The 19,024-nt window shown below is 64.9% G+C and carries 16 protein-coding genes; 6 read left to right on the top strand and 10 right to left on the bottom strand.

Features of this window, described 5'->3' with window-relative positions; all coding sequences use genetic code 11:
* Window positions 1–8: 8 nt before the first annotated feature.
* The 3 genes from A4C63_RS18485 to A4C63_RS18475 all read right to left on the bottom strand — a co-directional run bounded on the left by A4C63_RS18485 (window position 9) and on the right by A4C63_RS18475 (window position 6,567).
* Window positions 9–4,538: an NEL-type E3 ubiquitin ligase domain-containing protein gene (locus tag A4C63_RS18485; RefSeq protein WP_063913957.1), complete on the bottom strand. Its 4,530-nt coding sequence runs from the start codon at window positions 4,536–4,538 to the stop codon at window positions 9–11.
* Between the two features lie 78 nt (window positions 4,539–4,616).
* Window positions 4,617–5,639 carry an AraC family transcriptional regulator gene (locus tag A4C63_RS18480; protein WP_063913956.1) on the bottom strand — a complete coding sequence of 341 codons (1,023 nt, stop codon included), beginning with the start codon at window positions 5,637–5,639 and terminating at the stop codon, window positions 4,617–4,619.
* A gap of 64 nt (window positions 5,640–5,703) precedes the next feature.
* Window positions 5,704–6,567: a LysR substrate-binding domain-containing protein gene (locus A4C63_RS18475; RefSeq protein ID WP_063913955.1), complete on the bottom strand. Its 864-nt coding sequence runs from the start codon at window positions 6,565–6,567 to the stop codon at window positions 5,704–5,706.
* A gap of 112 nt (window positions 6,568–6,679) precedes the next feature.
* On the opposite strand from A4C63_RS18475, the gene A4C63_RS18470 reads away from it, so the two are divergent.
* Together A4C63_RS18470 and phnX are read left to right on the top strand one after the other, a co-directional pair.
* On the top strand, window positions 6,680–7,786 hold the full coding sequence (locus tag A4C63_RS18470; protein WP_063913954.1) for a 2-aminoethylphosphonate--pyruvate transaminase: 1,107 nt from the start codon (window positions 6,680–6,682) through the stop codon (window positions 7,784–7,786).
* Between the two features lie 34 nt (window positions 7,787–7,820).
* On the top strand, window positions 7,821–8,648 hold the full coding sequence (gene phnX, locus A4C63_RS18465) for a phosphonoacetaldehyde hydrolase (RefSeq protein ID WP_063913953.1): 828 nt from the start codon (window positions 7,821–7,823) through the stop codon (window positions 8,646–8,648).
* Window positions 8,649–8,763: 115 nt separating this feature from the next.
* On the opposite strand, the gene A4C63_RS18460 is transcribed toward phnX, so the two are convergent.
* On the bottom strand, window positions 8,764–9,828 hold the full coding sequence (locus tag A4C63_RS18460) for an AI-2E family transporter (RefSeq protein WP_063913952.1): 1,065 nt from the start codon (window positions 9,826–9,828) through the stop codon (window positions 8,764–8,766).
* Window positions 9,829–9,961: 133 nt separating this feature from the next.
* Here A4C63_RS18460 and yegQ point away from each other — a divergent pair, with 133 nt between their 5' ends.
* From yegQ to A4C63_RS18445, 3 genes are all read left to right on the top strand, one after another.
* The gene (gene yegQ / locus A4C63_RS18455) at window positions 9,962–11,296 is read left to right on the top strand and encodes a tRNA 5-hydroxyuridine modification protein YegQ (RefSeq protein ID WP_063913951.1); all 1,335 of its coding nucleotides are present in this window, start codon (window positions 9,962–9,964) and stop codon (window positions 11,294–11,296) included.
* A 106-nt stretch (window positions 11,297–11,402) separates the two neighbouring features.
* Complete coding sequence (locus A4C63_RS18450; protein WP_063914085.1) at window positions 11,403–11,831, top strand: DUF411 domain-containing protein; 429 nt, start codon at window positions 11,403–11,405, stop codon at window positions 11,829–11,831.
* Window positions 11,831–12,265 (top strand): YqaA family protein, encoded by a 435-nt coding sequence (locus A4C63_RS18445; RefSeq protein ID WP_063913950.1) that lies wholly within the window; start codon window positions 11,831–11,833, stop codon window positions 12,263–12,265. The genes A4C63_RS18450 and A4C63_RS18445 overlap by 1 nt, the downstream gene beginning before the upstream one ends.
* 100 nt (window positions 12,266–12,365) lie before the next feature.
* Here the strand turns inward: A4C63_RS18445 and A4C63_RS18440 are convergent, their stop codons facing one another.
* The 6 genes from A4C63_RS18440 to A4C63_RS18415 all read right to left on the bottom strand — a co-directional run bounded on the left by A4C63_RS18440 (window position 12,366) and on the right by A4C63_RS18415 (window position 18,027).
* Window positions 12,366–12,947 (bottom strand): DinB family protein, encoded by a 582-nt coding sequence (locus tag A4C63_RS18440; RefSeq protein ID WP_063913949.1) that lies wholly within the window; start codon window positions 12,945–12,947, stop codon window positions 12,366–12,368.
* 14 nt (window positions 12,948–12,961) lie between these two features.
* Complete coding sequence (gene zapE / locus A4C63_RS18435) at window positions 12,962–14,068, bottom strand: cell division protein ZapE (RefSeq protein ID WP_063913948.1); 1,107 nt, start codon at window positions 14,066–14,068, stop codon at window positions 12,962–12,964.
* A 190-nt stretch (window positions 14,069–14,258) separates the two neighbouring features.
* On the bottom strand, window positions 14,259–15,407 hold the full coding sequence (locus A4C63_RS18430; RefSeq protein ID WP_063913947.1) for a PQQ-dependent sugar dehydrogenase: 1,149 nt from the start codon (window positions 15,405–15,407) through the stop codon (window positions 14,259–14,261).
* A gap of 23 nt (window positions 15,408–15,430) precedes the next feature.
* Window positions 15,431–15,748 (bottom strand): hypothetical protein, encoded by a 318-nt coding sequence (locus A4C63_RS18425; protein WP_063913946.1) that lies wholly within the window; start codon window positions 15,746–15,748, stop codon window positions 15,431–15,433.
* A 208-nt stretch (window positions 15,749–15,956) separates the two neighbouring features.
* A complete protein-coding gene (gene speB, locus A4C63_RS18420; protein WP_063913945.1) occupies window positions 15,957–16,922 on the bottom strand; it encodes an agmatinase in 966 nt (321 codons plus the stop codon).
* 25 nt (window positions 16,923–16,947) lie between these two features.
* Window positions 16,948–18,027 (bottom strand): extracellular solute-binding protein, encoded by a 1,080-nt coding sequence (locus A4C63_RS18415; protein WP_063913944.1) that lies wholly within the window; start codon window positions 18,025–18,027, stop codon window positions 16,948–16,950.
* Window positions 18,028–18,129: 102 nt separating this feature from the next.
* Here A4C63_RS18415 and A4C63_RS18410 point away from each other — a divergent pair, with 102 nt between their 5' ends.
* The gene (locus tag A4C63_RS18410; protein WP_063913943.1) at window positions 18,130–19,020 is read left to right on the top strand and encodes a LysR family transcriptional regulator; all 891 of its coding nucleotides are present in this window, start codon (window positions 18,130–18,132) and stop codon (window positions 19,018–19,020) included.
* Window positions 19,021–19,024 lie beyond the last annotated feature (4 nt).

Here is a 19,024-nt window from a genome sequence, read left to right as displayed (position 1 = left end):
CCCCTGAATCAATGACTTATGTGTTGTTCTGCAAGAGGTGCCGACACGTTCATTTCATCCTGGGTGAGCCGCAAGGCAAGCGCATCGAAGGCTTGCTCGGTATCCCGGCGCAGTTGCTCGCAGCGCTGGACATAAGCGCCGCTGCCCAAGGCTTCTTTCTCTTCCTCAAGCAAGTCCAGTTGCTTGCTGAAGTCACTGGAGATCTGCTCGAACGCCTCGGGGTAGCGTTCACGCAGGTACGCCTGCCAGTAGTCTCGCTGGCTGATGTAGCGAACCCGCTCATCACCCGCTTCGGCGTTCAAGACAGCCAGGTAGACGCGATCCAGGTCCTCACTGGCCACACCAGCAACCTGGCGGAACTGCATGCTGCGCGGTTGCCCGATCAGGTTCAGGCGGCTTGCCAGACCTGTACGGTAGGCCAGGCTGACCTCGACCTCATCCACCCCTCGCCCTTCGGCCAGCCGTGCCTGGAAATCGGCACGGGCAAAGTGCTCCACCTGATCGAGACGGAACAGGCGCTGTGCCAACTGCAGGCGGGCATTACGCGTGGCGACCGGGTTTTCACCATGAGTCACCTGCAGTACCCGCATACGGACTTCGAGCTGACTGAAACAGTGCGCCACGCTGTCGACACAGGTACGCGGGTCTGCAGCCCGCTCGAACAGTTCATCACGAATCAGTGTATTGCTGGTCGCAGCGTCTATCATCGCCCACACCCTTCGCGACAGGTCGTCACGGGCCACACGAAAATCGGAACTCTCGGTCAGCTCAGCCAGTAGCTGGAAGAACTGCACGTGCCCAGGTTCACCCTGCAGGGCATCCCACTGTGCGGCCTTGGCCGCCTGCTCGGGATCGGCGAGCGCCCCAAGCCAGGTGGTTCGTGCCCGCAAAGGATCGGCAGCTTCAGCAGGCTCTTCAGCATCGGGAACCTGGCCATGGGCATGTTCCGCCTCCGGTACAAGGAGACGCTCACGATCGGCCACCGTCAGCGGATTACCATCGACCCACACCGCCCGACGCAAGGCCAACGGCGCATCGAGTAACGCCTGTGGCAGGCTGGATATCTGATTGCCGCGCAAATCGGCATACTCGAGCAGGCCACACCACTCCAGCCCCCTTGGCACCGCCTGCAGACCTGCCCGGCTCAGATGTAGCTCTCGCAGGCGCGATAACTGATTGAAGCGCAGGCTGATCGAGCCCAGCATGTTTTCACTCAGGTCCAGGATGCGCAGACGGGCCAGGCCCGCCAGCGCGTCGACATGAGGTGCCGTCAGCCGGATCCGGTTGCGGGGCAGCCGCAGATGGCGCAGGCGCGTCAGCCCGGCGAGGCCTTCCGGAATCGCACGCAAGGCATTATTGCCAAGGTCCAGTCGGCGCAGCTCGGGGAAGGTGCGCAGAAAGCCGGTTGGAAGAGACTCCAGGCGCATACCGACCAGTACCATGTCCGTAATGTGGGTAAAATCCGTCCCCTCCGGCAGGGTCGGCAGGTTGCCCACCGGCACGCCGATGATGCTGAGCCGCATTCCTCCGGGCTCACCATTGCGATAGATCACCCTCTCCCCTTCAAGGCGCCAGGCGCGGCGAAGTGCATCGGCAACCGCCTGCCGGTGGCCACGGGTTGTCTCGGCAACAGCGTCAGTCCAAAGCCGCAGGGCTTGATCCAGCCGTCGATAGTCCCCCTCCTGACGCAACAGCGTGGTATAGGCCGAGCTCGATTGTGCCAATAGCAGCTGCAGGTATCGCTCTACCTCCTCATCATCGAAGGAGGGATAGAGGCTGCCGATGCGACGCCGCAGAACCTGCCCATGCGTATGACTGGAGGCGCCCCTGCCACTGAGCAGATAACCTGCCCGCCCATCGGCCAGACGATGCATGAGGGGCGCCATGGGCCTGGCCTCACGCCAGCCAAGCAGTCTTATCAGTTCCAGGCGCTCACGTGGCAGCCATGCCTGAAACGATGAACGGATACTCCCTGCAACGTCCTCGCCCGTCCACCCTTGCCGTTGCAGGAACGCAGACGGTAGACAAGCCGCAAGTACCTCGAAAAGGCCCTCAGGCTGAGCGACCTCGATGCCGCGGGTACGGCCCATGTCGTCGAACAGTTCGAAGCGGCCTTCACGCCATACCATTTCCGTGACGGCTTGCGCACCACTGCGTTCAGGGAACAGCCGATCCAGCACCGGCCCGGTTGCAGAACGCTCGCGCAGTACCAGGTTCACCCCACCTGGCATCAAGCCACGGCGGCGGAGCAAGGAGAACGCCAGGGATACTGCATCGGCACGATAGCTGTTACGTAGATAAAGTACTTCGCGCACCCTGGTCAGGCGCGCCTGTTGCAGCGCGCCACGCGCCCGCTCGGCCAATGCCAGCGGCACTCGCGCTTCGTTGGTCATGCGTTCGCGCAATCCGGCACTGGCGCTTTTCAGCAAATCCAGCGCATAGGCATCTGGCAGTCCGGGGAAGCTGCCCTTGAGCGTGGCCAGCAGTGGATCATGGGCAAGGTAACGCTGGGCGAAATGCTCCAGCATCGGCCCGCGTAACCGTTCGGCTGACTGGCGGATCGACCGGGTTTGCTCTTGCAGGTTCTCCCCTTGCAGTTCCAACGTGTCGATACACCACTGCAACGCTTCGGTGTCGTCGCCTGCCACATCCACTTGCGCAAAGAACGCATCGACCCGGGCATCGGCAGCAAAGCGTTCCAGCGTATCGCGCAACCTTATGGGCAGGGGCCGGCCTTCCACCCACAGCCCGCGCAAATGCGCCTCGTCCACATCCGCTACCACCAGGATCTGAGTGATCCGCTCCGCATCCAGCTCTGCTAGGCCAGGCCAGAGACCTTTGACCAGCCTCTGCGCCCCCTGCCAAGCCAGCGGACGCTCCCAGGCAAGCCGCCAGGCACGCTCACCATTGCTTTCCAGCGCCGGCCCGAACACGCCTGGCCCGTCGCGATGCAGCAATCGCCAAGTGCCCGCCGCATCGCGGCGTACCCTGTAAAGCACAGCGTCGCGCCGCCACCAGTAGGCCTGGCCATCGCTGAGCAGCCCATTGTCCAGTTCAGTCAAGAATGCCGTAGTCGAGCGCTGCTCGTAAGGCTGCAGGTCGTAGCGCCACAGTCGCTGCTCGCCCGCCTCGGTGGTAACCGGCTCCAGCTGCTCGACAAAGGCACTGCGCAGCACCTGACCACCTGCTGTGACGGTGGCGCCAGTGGCCAGTGTCGCTGCGACCTGCAGCAGGTGCTCCGTCGCTTCGTGCTGGTGCCCCTGCAGCCAGTCGCCGCTCCCCTCGAACACATGACCAAGCACCTGTCGGGCCAGGTCAACCAGCAGCAAGGTGCCAACGACTGGCACGAACAGCCCCACCAGGTTCAGCAATGCCAGGCCCGCCGTTTCCAGTGCCTGCAATCGCGCTGCGGCCGACCGGGCATTCGCCTGTGCCGTCGGCACGGCCAGGAAAGCAGCATCCGCCTCGATACGTCGCACGTGTCTGGCAGCCAAGCTTGCAAAAAGCTCACCGTCACTGGCAAGCATGCCGGGCTCCAGGTCCGGCTCGTCATCCTGCATGCGCTTGCGCAGCAGCAGTTGATAGTCCACCTGCTTGTCCAGGGGGATGCGTCGGGCAATTGCCTTTCGAAAATCGGCACCGCACATCAACCTGGCCAAGGTACGGTTTGCTGATGCCCAGTCGTCGAACCGTTGAAAGGGTTGCTCCCGATCATCTGGCAGATAGAGCAGCACCGCCTGCAAGCGATCCGGATTGAAAACCAGGCCAGGTATGCCGCTAACGGTACCAGTCAACTCGAATGCCAGTGCGCCGCCTACTGCTTGCCCGAGCACCTGCAAGGCGCCCATACCCAGGCGCAGGCTCGAAGGCAACTGCACAGGTTCGCCCTTGCCTAACTGGCGTAGCATCCGTAGATCGCTGCCCGCCAATTGCCCTTTCATGGCCGCGATCTCGACAGCTGCCGCCATGCACAGCCGCGTATCCTTGGCCAACTGGCGCCTGAAGGCTGACGTCAGCGTTTGCTTCAAGTGCTCCTGGTAAGCTTTACCCACATCCACCCTGCGGCACAGACTGACGATTTCATCGATCCGTTGGCTGAGAACCTGCTCAGCACCATCTGGTGCTTGCCCCTCACGGATCACCGCTGTCTGCTCGAAATAGGACTCGCCATTCTTGAAGTTCTGCAAGAGTTTCTGCAGCAGCGGCACCGTCACGAAATACGACTCGAAATTGCGCACCGAGCCCTGCACAACCTCCAGCCGGCGGCGTTCTTCCCGCCATCGGTCGTGGGTCACATCGATGTCCAGCTTCAGCTGATCCTTCAGCGCCTGCTCCAGGCGCTGGGCGGCAAACTGCTCGAGCGGCTGCAACGCCTGCAGGGCCGCAGCCATGTCCTTCTGGCTCTGCAGATGCGCCGTCATGCTGGCACGCAAGGCCTGGACCTGCTCATGCGCAGCGTTTTTCAGCCATGGGGGCAAGTGTTCGCCAATGAAGTCATCAGCCGGGTGCAGCAGTTTTGCGGGGATCCTGTCGGGCATGGTCGAATACCTCTGAATGGTTCGACCTGCCAGCCTGCGCCTGCTCAGGGCATCCCGGCAGCGGGAAGGGCTGGCTCCTCAGCGCAGCCCATCTCGCGCCTGGATCACGGCACGGTAGTGCCCTGGGTTGCAGCCGAACCATTTGCGAAATGCCTTGTAGAACGAGCTGCTGTCGGCAAAGCCCAGGCGCTCGGCGATCTCGGCCATGGGCCGTTCACCCTGGCTGAGCCAGGCGATGGCCAGTTCGCGCCGCACACTGTCCTTCAACCCTTGGTAAGTCTGCCCTTCCTCCCCCAGGCGTCGGCGCAGTGTCGAGGCCGACAGACTCAATTGCCGGGCCACGGCATCGGCATCGGGCCATGCGCCAGGGTCCAGGTGCAACAGGTTGGTACGGATACGCCGCCCCAGGCTGGCCGGGTCACGATATTTGACAAGAATGTTGCCAGGCGCCTCGGCCAGAAAGCGCTGCAGGTCATCTACCGAGCGCCGCAGCGGCAGGTCGAGGCAGTCGGCGGCGATGATCATGCGCGTGCGTGGGCGGCCGAATTGCAGGTTTTCCGAGAACATCACCCGGTAGTCATCGCAGAACGGCGGTTCGGCGCAACGCAGGTCCACGGCCAGGATCGGAATTCGCCGCCCCGCCAGCCAGCAGGCCACGCCGTGCACGATCATCCAGAAGGTGAAATAGGTGAAGGCACGCCGAGGTTGGTCACGCGGCTCGTTGATGACGATCTCGGCCAGGCTCTGCTGGCGTACCAGGCCCGGCTGCAAGTCTTCGAGCATCAGGGACAGAAAGGCCAACAACGTTTCCAACCCTTCAGCCAGGGTTGGTTGGGCCATGCTCGCCCGGCACATGAACGCCAGGCTGCCAGTGCGCAGGCCACGCGGGTCCATGGCGAAAAATTCGTCATTGCAGCGACGGGCCAGCAGCCGCCAGAGGTTTGCGTAAGATTCGGCACTGACCCGGGCCTCGGGCAATTCAAGTTGCCGGATGTCGATACCGGCACGGGCCAGCAAGCCAGCATCGGGTTGCCCGGCCGGGCAGGTCTGCAACAGCGCTTCGCGCACCAGTTGCATGGAGATGGTGTCTTTCTCGCTCATCGGCCATCCAGTCTGCTCTATGCCGGCCATCTTAGGCCTGCTCGCAAAAAACACCAGCCCTGACCTACAGGCTGGCAGCCAAACCCAGGAAGGCCTGGATCAGGCGCAATTCACGACGGCGCTCCAGGCAGCCGACCATATGCTGATTGACCAGCCCTGCACCGGCCAGCGGGCGTGCCACAACCCTCGGGTCATTGGCCACCTCGGTGGATGACACCACACCAATGCCCAGCTCCGATGCCACCGCCTCGGTAACCGCCTCACGGCTATCCAGTTCGAGCAACACCTTGGGCTGCACTGCCGCCCTGATACAGGCCTTGTCGAAAGTACGCCGGGTAGTCGAACTCGGCTCGCGCAGCACCATGATCTGCTGGTGCAGCTCGGTCAGTGGCAAGTCGCCTTCGGCGCTGACCCAGGCGTGCCCCGCCGGCAGCAAGGCGCACAGCCGCGACTCGCAAAGAGGCTGCAGGTGCAGGCCCTTGCGCGGCTCGATTTCGGTCAGCACCGCCACATCGGCATGCTCGCCAAGCAGCGCGGCCAAGGTTTCCTGGGCATTGCCCAGGCGCAGGTTCACCGTGATGCCCGGGTAACGCTCGCGCAGCATAGCCAGCATCGGCATGACCCGGTGCGGGCCATCGGCGGCCACCTCAAGACGCCCGGTCAGCAACTGGCGGTTGGCTTCGAGCATGGCCTGCGCCTCTTCGGCAAGGCCGAACATGGCGCGGGTTATCGCCGCCAGGCGGGTGCCCTCTTCGGTCAGTTCCACCCGCCGGGCAGTGCGGCGCAGCAAGGTGATCTGGTAGTGCTCCTCCAGCGCCTTGACGTGGCCAGTCACTGCCGGCTGGCTGATGAACAGCCGCGCCGCAGCGCGGGTGAAGCTGCCTTCACGGGCAACGGCGTCGAAGGCACGCAGCTGGAACAGATTCATTTCTATCGGCCTGACTTATAGCTCGGATAACAACAAACAATTTGATTGATACAACCGGGAATTGCAACCTAGGCCCCGTAGTTTCAGCCCACCGCTTGTGAGGAATAACGGAATGAGCAACGCCCCGATTCTGCTTACCCCCGGTCCCCTGACCACATCAATCCGCACCCGCCAAGCCATGCTGGTGGACTGGGGCTCCTGGGACCGCGACTTCAACCAACTGACTGCCAGTGTCTGCGAGCAACTGCTGGCGATCATCGACGGCAGCGCCAGCCACCACTGCGTGCCCCTGCAAGGCAGCGGTACCTTCGCCGTGGAGGCGGCTATTGGTACCTTGGTGCCGCGTGACGGCAAGGTGCTGGTGCTGATCAACGGCGCTTATGGCCAGCGCCTGGCAAAGATCTGCAAGGTACTGGGCCGCGCCCACAGCACCTTCGAAACCGCCGAAGACCAGCCGACCACCGCCGCCGACGTCGACCGCCTGCTGGCCGCCGACCCGGCCATCAGCCATGTCGCGCTGATCCACTGCGAAACCAGCACCGGTATTCTCAACCCGCTGCCCGAGATCGCCCAGGTGGTCAAAAGCCACGGCAAGCGCCTGATCATCGACGCCATGAGCTCGTTCGGTGCGCTGCCGATCGACGCCCGCGAAATCCCCTTCGAAGCCCTGATCGCCGCTTCCGGCAAGTGCCTGGAAGGCGTACCCGGCATGGGCTTCGTTTTCGCCGAAAAAACCGCCCTGGCTGCCGCCGAAGGCAATGCCCATTCGCTGGCCATGGACCTGCACGACCAGCACACCTACATGGCCAGGACCGGCCAGTGGCGCTTCACCCCGCCGACCCATGTGGTCGCCGCCCTGCACGAAGCGCTGCAGCAGTACAACGAGGAAGGCGGCCTGCCGGCGCGCCACCAGCGCTACGCCGACAACTGCAAGACCCTGCTCGACGGCATGGCTGCCATCGGCCTGCGCAGCTTCCTGCCCGCCGAGATCCAGGCGCCGATCATCGTCACCTTCCACGCACCGAAGGATGCCCGCTACCAGTTCAAGGACTTCTACGAGCGGGTCAAGGCCAAGGGCTTCATCCTCTACCCGGGCAAGCTGACCCAGGTGGAAACCTTCCGCGTCGGCTGCATCGGCGTGGTCGGAGCGGATGGCATGCAGGCCGCCGTGAATGCCGTGGCCGAGGTGCTGCGGGAAATGGAAGTGCTGGACATCTGACCCTTTGCCCACCCGATCTCAGGAACAAGCGCACATGAACTACAGCAACCCCACCCAGCTGCAAGCCGCCATCCTCGACTGGGCCGGCACCGTGGTCGACTTCGGCTCCTTCGCCCCGACCCAGATCTTTGTCGAAGCCTTTGCCGAATTCGATGTGCAGGTGTCCATCGAAGAAGCCCGCGGCCCGATGGGCATGGGCAAGTGGGACCACATCCGCACCCTGTGCGATGTGCCGGAAATTGCCGAGCGCTACCGCAAGGTATTCGGCCGCACCCCGACCGACGATGATGTCACCGCCATCTACAACCGCTTCATGCCACTGCAGATCGAGAAGATCGCCGTGCACTCGGCGCTGATCCCCGGCGCCCTGGAGACCCTCACCGGGCTGCGCCAGGACGGCCTGAAGATCGGCTCGTGCTCGGGCTACCCGAAGGTGGTGATGGACAAGGTGGTGGAGTTGGCCGCGCAGAACGGCTACGTGGCCGACCATGTGGTGGCCACCGACGAAACCCCGAACGGCCGCCCATGGCCGGCCCAGGCCCTGGCTAACGTGATCGCGCTGGGTATCGACGATGTGGCGGCGTGCGTGAAGGTCGACGACACCGTGCCGGGCATTCTCGAAGGGCGCCGCGCCGGCATGTGGACCGTAGCCCTGGTGTGCTCGGGCAATGCCCTGGGGCTGACCTGGGAAGGCTACCGCGCGCTGAGCACCGAGAAGCTGGAAAGCGAGCGCCAGCGCATCCACGCACTGTTCGCCGGCAGCCGTCCGCACTACCTGATCGACACCATCAACGAACTGCCCGAAGTGATCGCCGACATCAACCGGCGCCTGGCCAAGGGTGAGATGCCACAAACATCCTGACCCGGCCATTGGGCTGGGTAATCTCCGACAGGTACAGCGACAACCTCGAGAGCAACGCTGTACCTGTGGGAGCTGGCTTGCCGGCGATGGGCTGCAAAGCAGCCCTGTCAAAGCCTTACTCCGGCAACTGCACCTGCGGCTTGGTCGCGGCAAAGATCGCCCAGCTCGACACGAACAGCGCCGCGATCAACGGCCCGATCACGAAGCCGTTGAGCCCGAACACCGCCAGCCCGCCCAGCGTCGACACCAGAATCAGGTAGTCCGGCATGCGCGTATCCTTGCCCACCAGGATCGGCCGCAGCAGGTTGTCCACCAGGCCGATCACCAGCACGCCGAACGCGGTCAGGATCACCCCCGGCAATATCGCCCCGGTCAGCAGGAAATACGCCGCCACCGGCGCCCACACGATCCCCGCCCCTACCGCTGGCAACAACGACAGAAACGCCATCAGTACCGCCCACACCAGCGCACTCGGGATATCCAGCACCCAGAAGATGAAACCGCCCAGCGCCCCCTGGGTAATGGCCACCAGCACGTTGCCTTTCACCGTCGCCCGCACCACACGGTTGAACTTCAGCTGCAAACGGCGCTTCTGGTGCTCGGGCAGCGGCACCGCCAGACGCACCTGGCGAGCGACCTCCGCGCCTTCGCGCAGGAAGAAGAACAACAGGTACAGCATGATGCCGAAGCTGATCACGAACTCGAACGTTCCCTGCCCAAAGTTGAACGCCTGGCTGGCCAACACCTGGCTACCCTGGGTGGCCCACTTGCTGATCTTGTCGCGCAGCCCGTCGAGGTTGCCCATGCCCATGCTGTCCAGTCCCTGCTGGGCAAACGCCGGAAGCATGTCCTTGCCGCGCTCGACATAACCGGCAATATCCAGCTCCCCGTGCTCGATGCGCTGGTACAGGGCGGCGCCCTCCTGCACCAGCAGTGCGCTGGTGATGATCACCGGCAGGATCGCCACCAGCAGGCACACCAGCAAGGTGGTAGCCGCGGCCAGGTTGCGCCGGCGGCCGAAACGCAGCAGCAGGTGACGCTGCAGCGGGGCGAACAGGATGCCGAGTATCACCGCCCAGAAGATCGCACCGTAATACGGCAGCAGGATCCAGACGAAGGCAATGGTCACCAGCGCCAGCAGTACTGCCAGGGCTTTGTTCTGCAGGGCGGTCTGGTTCATCGCGGGTCCTCGCATGGCTTATGCGGTATTAGTGCGCCGCGCCTGGGCAAAAGTGCCGCTATTTCCTTGATGCAAATCAATACGCGCCGTGTCTGCCAGCCCTAGCATCCGCGCCTTTTGCCCCGGTGCGCACATGACCCCTACCGCCAAGCCCGAACTGCTGGCCCCCGCCGGCACCCTCAAGACCATGCGCTACGCCTTTGCCTATGGCGCCGACGCGGTCTACGCCGGCCAGCCGCGCTACAGCTTGCGGGTACGCAACAACGAGTTCGACCATGCCAACCTGGCCCTGGGGATCCAGGAGGCGCATGCCCTGGGCAAACGCTTCTACGTGGTGGTCAACATCGCCCCGCACAATGCCAAGCTCAAGACCTTCCTCAAGGACCTGGCACCGGTGATCGAGATGGCGCCGGATGCGCTGATCATGTCCGACCCCGGCCTGATCATGCTGGTGCGCCAGCACTTCCCGCAGATGCCGGTGCACCTGTCGGTGCAGGCCAACACGGTCAACTGGGCCAGTGTGCGGTTCTGGCAGCAACTGGGCCTGAGCCGGGTGATCCTGTCGCGTGAGCTGTCGCTCGAAGAGATCGAGGAAATCCGCCAGCAGGTGCCGGACATGGAGCTGGAGGTGTTCGTCCACGGCGCCCTGTGCATGGCCTACTCCGGCCGCTGCCTGCTGTCGGGCTACCTCAACAAGCGCGATGCCAACCAGGGCACCTGCACCAACGCCTGCCGCTGGAAGTACGACGCCATCCCAGCCACCGAGAACGCCACCGGCGACATCGTGCGCGAAGTGCAGCCGACCCTGGGCCTGGGTGCGCCGACCGAGCAGGTATTCCTCCTGCAGGAGAGCAACCGCCCCGGCACCGAAATGCCGGCGTTCGAGGATGAGCACGGCACCTACATCATGAACGCCAAGGACCTGCGCGCCATCCAGCACGTCGAGCGCCTTGCCGGCATGGGCGTGCACTCGCTGAAAATCGAAGGCCGCACCAAGTCGCACTTCTACTGCGCCCGCGCGGTGCAGTCGTATCGACAGGCGATCGACGACTCGGTGGCCGGGCGGCCGTTCGACCGCACACTGATGGACAACCTCGAATCCCTGGCCCAACGCGGCTACACCGAAGGTTTCCTGCGCCGCCATGTGCACGACGAATACCAGAACTACCAGCGCGGCAACTCGGTTTCCGAGCGCCAGCAGTTCGTCGGCGAACTGACCGGCCTGCGGGTCGACGGCCTGGCCGAGGTCAAGGTGAAGAACCGTTTCGCCGTGGGTGACCACCTGGAGCTGATGACCCCGCGCGGCAATTACCACTTCGACCTGCACCGCCTGTGCGATCGCCAGCAGCAGGCCATCGAGGTGGCGCCGGGTGACGGCCACGTGGTGTACCTGCCGATCCCGGAACAGGTCGCACTCGACTACGCCCTGCTGATGCGCGATCTCAGCGACGACGAGGAGGCCAGCTGACAATCCTGTAATGTGCGCCTCAGCTACCTGACAGGTGCCAGCGGCGAACATCATTCAAGCCGCTTACGCTATGCTGCTGAACTACCGCTGGAAGGAGTGCTTCACCATGCTGCGCAAACACTTGCTGACCCTGGGCCTGCTGGCCGTCACTGGCCTGGCCCAGGCCGCCGAGACCATCGACGTCTACCGCGACCCCAACTGCGGCTGCTGCAAAGCCTGGATCAGCCACCTGCGCGACAACGGCTTCACCGTCAACGACCATGTCGAGCCGAACATGAGCGAGGTCAAGCAACGCCTGGGCGTGGCACCACGCCTGGCGTCGTGCCATACCGGGGTGATCGACGGCAAGTTCGTCGAAGGCCACGTGCCGGCCGAGCAGGTGCGCCTGCTGGCCAAGCGCAACGACCTCAAGGGCCTGGCCGTGCCGGGCATGCCCATGGGCTCGCCCGGCATGGAAATGGGTGACCACAAGGATGCCTACCAGGTCATCGGCGTGACCCAGGACGGCAAGGACACCGTGGTCGCCAACTACTGATGCTCAGCCTGTGGGCGCTGTTCCTCAGCGCCTTTGGCGCCGCCACCCTGCTACCGCTGCAATCGGAGGCTGTGCTGGTCGGCCTTTTGCTGCGCCAGCCCGAGGCCTGGGCCACCCTGCTGCTGGTGGCTACCCTGGGCAATGTGCTGGGCTCGGTGGTCAACTGGGTGCTGGGGCGGGCCATCGAGCACCTGCGTGACAAGCGCTGGTTTCCGTTCAGCCCTGCCCAGCTGGAGCGCGCGCAGCAGCGCTACCAGCGCTGGGGGCAATGGTCGCTGCTGCTCAGCTGGATGCCGGTGATCGGCGACCCACTGACGCTGATCGCTGGCATCATGCGTGAGCCGTTCTGGCGCTTCCTGCTGCTGGTGACCCTGGCCAAGGCTGGCCGCTATGCGGTACTGACGATGGTCACCCTGGGCTGGTGGTGGGCCTGAACAAGGGCCTGCAATAACCCTGTCGGAGCGGGCAAGCCCGCGAAGAATGCCACGCGGTGGCAGGCACCGGCTACGCCGGTGTTCGCGGGCATGCCCGCTCCTACACTTTCCAGATCTGCTCCTCGGTCCAGCCCAGCTCGGCAAAGTCCGCCGCCCGCAACCCCGCCTCTTCCTCGCAGAAAAACTCATCCAGTTGCGGCGGCCTCACCGCCGTATCACTGAGCATCGCATGCACCTGCCCGCGGTGATGCACCTGGTGCTCGAACAGGTGCGCCAGCAGGCGCAGCCGTTGCTCGCGCTGTACCCGCTCGGGGTGCACGATGTTCACATAGCGCCCCAACTCAGCATCGCGCAGGCCCCGGCAATAGGTGATCAGCCGGTGATCGGCCTGGGCCTGCTCGGCATGCAGGTCGGTGCAGGTGGCGAAGGGCTGTTCCGGCTCGAAGAAACGCTCGCCGTCGGCACCGGGCTGCTCGCCACGCTGCTCGCACTCGAGCATGTGCAGGTAGAACCAGTCCACCGTCAGCAGGTGGTTGAGGGTGGCCTTGATCGACGGGAAAAAGCTGCAGCGCGGGGCGACGAATTCGTCCTGGGTCAGTTGCAGGCAGGCCTTGTACAGGCGGTGATTGGCCCAGCCATTGTTGTAGGCCTGGGTCAGCAGATGATGCGACAACGGCTCCATGGTCAGGCTCCTTTTCAGGCGAAGCGTTGCAGTTGCATCTCCCGTAGCCGGCTCAGGGTCCGTTGGTACGGGAACGCCAGATACCCTTGAGTGTAGAGGGCATCCAGCGGCACCTGCGCCTCCAGGTACAACGCCACCCGGCGGTCGTAGCATTCGTCGACCAGGGCAATGAAGCGGCGCACCGCGTCGTCCTTGGGCGATAGCGCCGGCAGTTCGCGGTCGCCCGCCGCCACCCGCGCCGCAGCATCCTCGGTGCCACGGGCAATGCGCCCGGCCCGCTGTTCACCACCCAGCGCAGGAATGCCCGACACCAGGATGGCTGGAAAACGATCGCACAGGGCCATGAACTCCATGGCCGCCAAGGGTTGTTCGCACAGGTCGGTGAAGCGGCACCAGATGGCCTGCGCGCTGCGCCGCACCACCTGCACCTGCCGGGAGCCGATGGCCAGGGGCTGATCGTGGCCCGCATCACTCGGGCTGAGCTGGCGGAACACCTCGCCCAGCTGGCTGGCCTGCCCCGCTTGCGCCACCCAGTAGCGCTGGCGCTCGGCACCGGGGTGCAGGCGGTGGTCCTGCTCGCCGGCTACCGGCAGTACCTGCATGTGCCGCTGGATGGCGGCGATGGCCGGCAGGAAACGCTCGCGGTTGAAGCCGTCGCGGTAGAGATGCTCGGGTGGCTGGTTGGAGGTGGCGACGATCACCACGCCCTGGTCGAACAGTACCTGGAACAAGCGGCCGAGGATGATCGCGTCGCCAATGTCGTTGACGAACAGCTCGTCGAAGCACAGCACGCGAATCTGCCCGGCCAGCTCCCCGGCCAGCGCCAGCAGCGGGTCGGCGGTGCCGTTGAGCTGGAATAGGCGCTGGTGGACCCAGGCCATGAAGTGGTGGAAATGCTGACGCCGACTGGGTACCCGCAAGCAGCGGTGGAACTGGTCCATCAGCCAGGTCTTGCCGCGACCGACCGGGCCCCAGAGGTAGATACCCCGGGTGGGGCGGCCCTGCTCGACAGCCTGGAAACAGGCCTGCAAGGCCTCGACGGCACGGGCCTGGGCAGGGTCGGCGACATAACCCTGGGTACTCAGGGCCTGCTGGTAGAGGGAATGGGGATCGATAGCCATGCGGCATTCTACACGGCTGACACCCCGCGGACCTCGTAGGAACAACCGTCTGCCCCACATTCAAAAGGCTGCCGCGATCCCTGTGGGAGCGGGCGTGCCCGCGAACACGGGCGAAGCCCGTGCCATCCACCGCGGCGCCTGCTTCGCGGCACGCCCGCTCCCACAGGGGGCCGCGTACAGCAGTAAGTAATCAGGCGTCGCCCAAGCCTACCTTGAGCAGCGCGCCGTCCTTGTCATCGGTCAGCACATACAGGTAGCCATCCGGCCCCACCCGTACATCGCGGATACGCGCCTTCAGCTCACCCAGCAAACGCTCTTCATGCACCACTTTGTCGCCATCCAGCTGCAGGCGGATCAGCTCCTGGGTCGCCAGCGCACCAATGAACAGGTTGTGGTCCCAGGCCTTGAACGTGGGGCTGTCGTAAAACGCCATGCCGCTGATGCCTGGCGATTTCTCCCACACATGGTGTGGGTCGACCATGCCCTGCACATGCTTGCCCTTGGACTCGGGGATGGGCAGAAGCGAGTAGTTGATGCCGTGGGTCGCAATCGGCCAGCCATAGTTTTTGCCGGGCTCGGGAATGTTGATCTCGTCGCCGCCACGCGGGCCGTGCTCGTGGGTCCACAGCTTGCCGGTCCAGGGGTTGAGCGCGGCGCCTTGCTGGTTGCGGTGGCCGAACGACCAGATCTCTGGCCGCACGTTGTCCTTGCCGACGAAGGGGTTGTCCCTGGGCACCTCGCCGTCCGGCAAGATACGCACGATCTTGCCTTGCAGTTTGTCCAGGTCCTGGGCAGTCGGGCGCTGGTTGTTCTCGCCAAGGGCGATGAACAGGTAGCCGTCGCGGTCGAACACCAGGCGCGAGCCGAAGTGGTTGCCCTCCGACAGCTTGGGCTGCTGGCGGAATATCACGCTGAAGTTTTCCAGCCGGGCGCGGTCCTGGGACAACTGGCCACGGCCGACCGCCGTGCCGGCCTTGCCGTCGCTGCCCTCTTCGGCGTAGGACAGATAGACGGTGCGGTCCTTGGCAAATTCCGGCGACAACACCACATCCAGCAGGCCGCCCTGGCCCTCGGCCCAGACCTTGGGCACACCGCTGACAGGCGGGCCGACCTTGCCTTCGGCATTGACCACCCGCAAGTTGCCGGCGCGCTCGGTGACCAGCATGTCCTTGCCGCCCGGCAGGAATGCCAGGGCCCAAGGGTTGCGCAGGCCATCGGCCACTGTGCTGACGGTCAAGGTGCCTTCTTCACTGCGGAACTGCTGTTCGGCCGCCGCCTGCGCCAGCAGGGGCAGCAGTGCGGCGGTGGTCAGGGTGACAAGCCAGGGTGCTCGAAGCATGCAGGATTCCTTTCGTAGGGCGCTCACGGCGCGCGCGGGTTGCCGCGGGGTGGTCGAGTGGGCTCCAGGTTCGGGGTTTGCTGCTGGCGGCGCAGGTTGTCGCCGTTGCCGATGCCGCGGTTGTCCAGGGTTGGCGTGCGCTGGTACGGGTCGGTGGACGGGCCGCGCACCGGCGGTGTGGCCGGCATGCTGCCCTGGCGGCTGTTGGGGTTGGCGCGCTGGATCGGGCTGTTGTAGGGGTTGTTGTTGCCGGCGGCGAGTTGCAAGGGCGGTTCGGGGGCCGCTTGCACAGGCAGGTACAGGGCCAGGCCGAGGGCCAGGATGGGCAATGTCGGGGTCATGCTTCACCTCCTGTACGAAAATGCCGCGCCTGGTGGGTTTGATAGCCTAAGGCGCGAAGGGTTCGCGGCAAAAGTGTGAATATGGGTGGAGATGATTCCTGATGTTTCAGTATGGGCCCATTCGCAGCACAAGGCTGCTCCTGCAGAAGCACGCATTCCCCTGTAGGAGCAGCCTTGTGCTGCGAATGGGCCGCAAAGCGGCCCCAGGTTACTGGCCCTTGTCCACCTTGTGCCGCGCCGCATACAGGCACAGCATTTCCATCGCCAGGGTCGCCCCCGCCAGCGCGGTGATGTCGGCATGGTCATAGGCTGGCGCCACCTCCACCAGGTCCATGCCCACCAGGTTGATGCCGCGCAGCCCACCGAGGATTTCCAGCGCCTGCACCGTGCTCAGCCCGCCGCACACCGGTGTGCCGGTACCGGGCGCATAGGCCGGGTCGAGGCAGTCGATATCGAAGGTCAGGTACACCGGCCGTTCGCCCACCCGCTGGCGAATCGCCGCAATCACCGCCTCGGTGCCCTGCCGGTGCACCTGGCGGGCGTCGAGGATGGCAAAGCCCTGGCTGTCGTCATTGGTGGTGCGCAGGCCGATCTGCACCGAGCTGGCCGGGTCCACCAGGCCTTCGCGGGCGGCATGCCAGAACATGGTGCCGTGGTCGATACGCTGGCCTTCCTCGTCCGGCCAGGTGTCGCTGTGCGCATCGAAGTGGATCAGCGCCAGCGGACCATGGCGGCGGGCATGGGCCTTGAGCAGCGGGTAGCTGATGAAATGGTCGCCGCCCAGGGTGAGCATGGCGCAGCCTGCTTGCAGAATATGCGTGGCATGGGCCTCGATGCTGTCCGGTACCGACTGCGGGGTGCCGCTGTCGAAGGCGCAATCACCATAGTCGATCACCGCCAGGTGGTCGAACGGGTCGAACGCCCACGGCCAGTGCCGGGCCCAGGCCTGCTGCACCGAGGCGGCGCGGATCGCCCGTGGGCCGAAGCGCGCACCAGGGCGGTTGCTGGTGGCAGTATCGAACGGCACACCGCTGACCACCACATCGACGCCACGCAGGTCGCGGCTGTAACGGCGGCGGGAGAAACTGGTTATGCCGGCGTAGGTACTCTCCGCAGCGGTGCCATACAGGCTGTCGCGGGTCATGGCCTGGTCGTTGTTTGCTGCTTGCTCCACGGTCGGGCTCCTTTGTCGTCATGGGTTACTGGCGGCTGCGGAACGCGGTCCACAGGCGGTTGCGCTGGCGCAGGTCGGCCAGGGCCATGCTGCGGTCGGCATACAGGCGCTGGCGCACCGCGGCCGGCGGGTAGATGTCCGGGTCGTTGCGCACCGCTTCATCCACCAGCGGCGTGGCCGCCTGGTTGGCGTTGGCGAAGAACAGCGTGTTGGTCAGCGCGGCCACCGACTCGGGCTTGAGCATGAAGGCGATGAACGCCCGCGCGGCCTCGGGGTGCGGGGCGTCCTTGGGGATGACCAGGTTGTCCTGCCACACCAGCGTGCCTTCGCGGGGGATGCGGTAGATCAGCTCGAACGGCTTGCCGGCGCGGCGCGCCTGGTCGGCGGCCATCGCCGCATCACCGTTGTAGGTCAGCGCCAGGCACACGCTACCGTTGGCCAGGTCGCTGATCTGTCGGCCATTGGCGACGTAGCTGATCGACGGCTGCAGCTGGCTCAGCAGGTTCTGCGCGGCGGCCAGGTCGTCCTTGTTCTGGCTGTAAGGGTCCTTGCCCAGGTAGTTCAGGGCCACGCCGATCACCTCCTGCGGCGAGTCGGGCATGGCGATGCCGCAGTCCTTCAGCCGGCTGGCGTACTCGGGCTTGAACAGCAGGTCGAGGCTGTCCAGCGGCACATCGCCCAGGCGCTGGCGCACGGCCTCCACATTCACCCCCAGGCCCAGTGTGCCCCAGGTGTAGGGCACGGCATGGCGGTTGCCGGGGTCGGCCTCGGCGAGCTTGGCCAGCAGGTCCTTGTCGAGGTTGGCATAGCCGGGCATGGCCTGGGGGTCGAGCGGTTGCAGGGCGTTGGCCTTGAGCGCCCGGGCCAGCACGGCCGACGACGGCACCACCACGTCATAGCCGCTGCCACCGGTCAGCAGCTTGGTTTCCAGTACCTCGGTGGTGTCGAAGGTGTCGTAGCGGACCTTGTAGCCGGTTTCCTGCTCGAAGCGCTGGAGGGTTTGCGGGGCGACGTAGTCGGCCCAGCTGTAGAGGTTGACGACCTTTTCTTCGGCCTGCAGCGGCAAGGCCAGGACCAGGGACAGCAGGCACAACGATCGACGCATGGCGGACACCTCGGCAAATGGGTGGATGCCGCGAGCATGCCAGCCGGGTTACATTGCAGGAATGGCAAGTTTGTAAAGCTGACATTCATCAGGAGCAATGTAATGCTCGGACAAGTGCACGACCCCGACCTGCACCTGCTGCGGCTGTTCGTCACTGTAGTCGAGGCCGGTGGCTTCAGTGCCGCGCAAGGCGTGCTGGGCCTGAGCCAGCCCACCATCAGCCAGCGCATGGCGCAGCTGGAAACGCGGCTGGGCTACCGCCTGTGCAGCCGCGGCAAGGGTGGTTTTCAGCTGACGGAAAAAGGCGCGTTGTTGCTGGACGCCGCCCGTGGGTTGCTGCTGAACATCGAGCAGTTTCGCCAGCAGGCCAATGGCGTTGCCGGGCGGCTGCTGGGGACCGTGCGGATCGGCATGGCGGAGCACCAGGACAAGGCGGTAAGCCTGAAACTGGCGGCGGCCATTGCGGCGTTTCGCAGGCGCGAGGAGGCGGTGCAGCTGGAACTGATCAGTGCCCCGCCGGCAGAGCTGGAGCGGCTGTTGCTGGAGCAGCGGCTGGATTACGCCATCAGCTACTTTTCCGGCAACCAGGCAGCCTTCGATTACCAACCGCTGTTCGAGGAACGGCAACGGCTGTATTGCGGCAAGGGGCATGTGCTGTTCGGTGAGGCTGGCGTTGGGCGGGAGCGGTTGCTGGCGATGGACCAAGTGCGCCATCCGTACCGGTTGCTCAAGGGCGGCGAGCCGTTCCAGAGCCAGCGCAGCATGGCGGTGGCGGAGCAGATCGAGAGCGTGCTGACGTTCATTCTGTCGGGGCGGCATATTGGCTATCTGCCGTGCCATTGCGCGCAGGGGTGGGAGGCTGAGGGGATGCTGTGGGCGCTGGACCCTGGGCTGGACTTTGTGGTGCCGTTTACCCTGGCCAGGCACCGGGCGCAGGCGGTTGGCGAGGCACAGCAGGCATTTGCGCAGGATTTGCTGGCGGCGTTTGCCTGACCCG

Source organism: Pseudomonas sp. p21 (assembly GCF_001642705.1).
Classification (GTDB): Bacteria; Pseudomonadota; Gammaproteobacteria; order Pseudomonadales; family Pseudomonadaceae; genus Aquipseudomonas.
The sequence above is the reverse complement of the archived record's forward strand: the minus strand, read 5'-3'. Positions and strand labels throughout refer to the sequence as shown.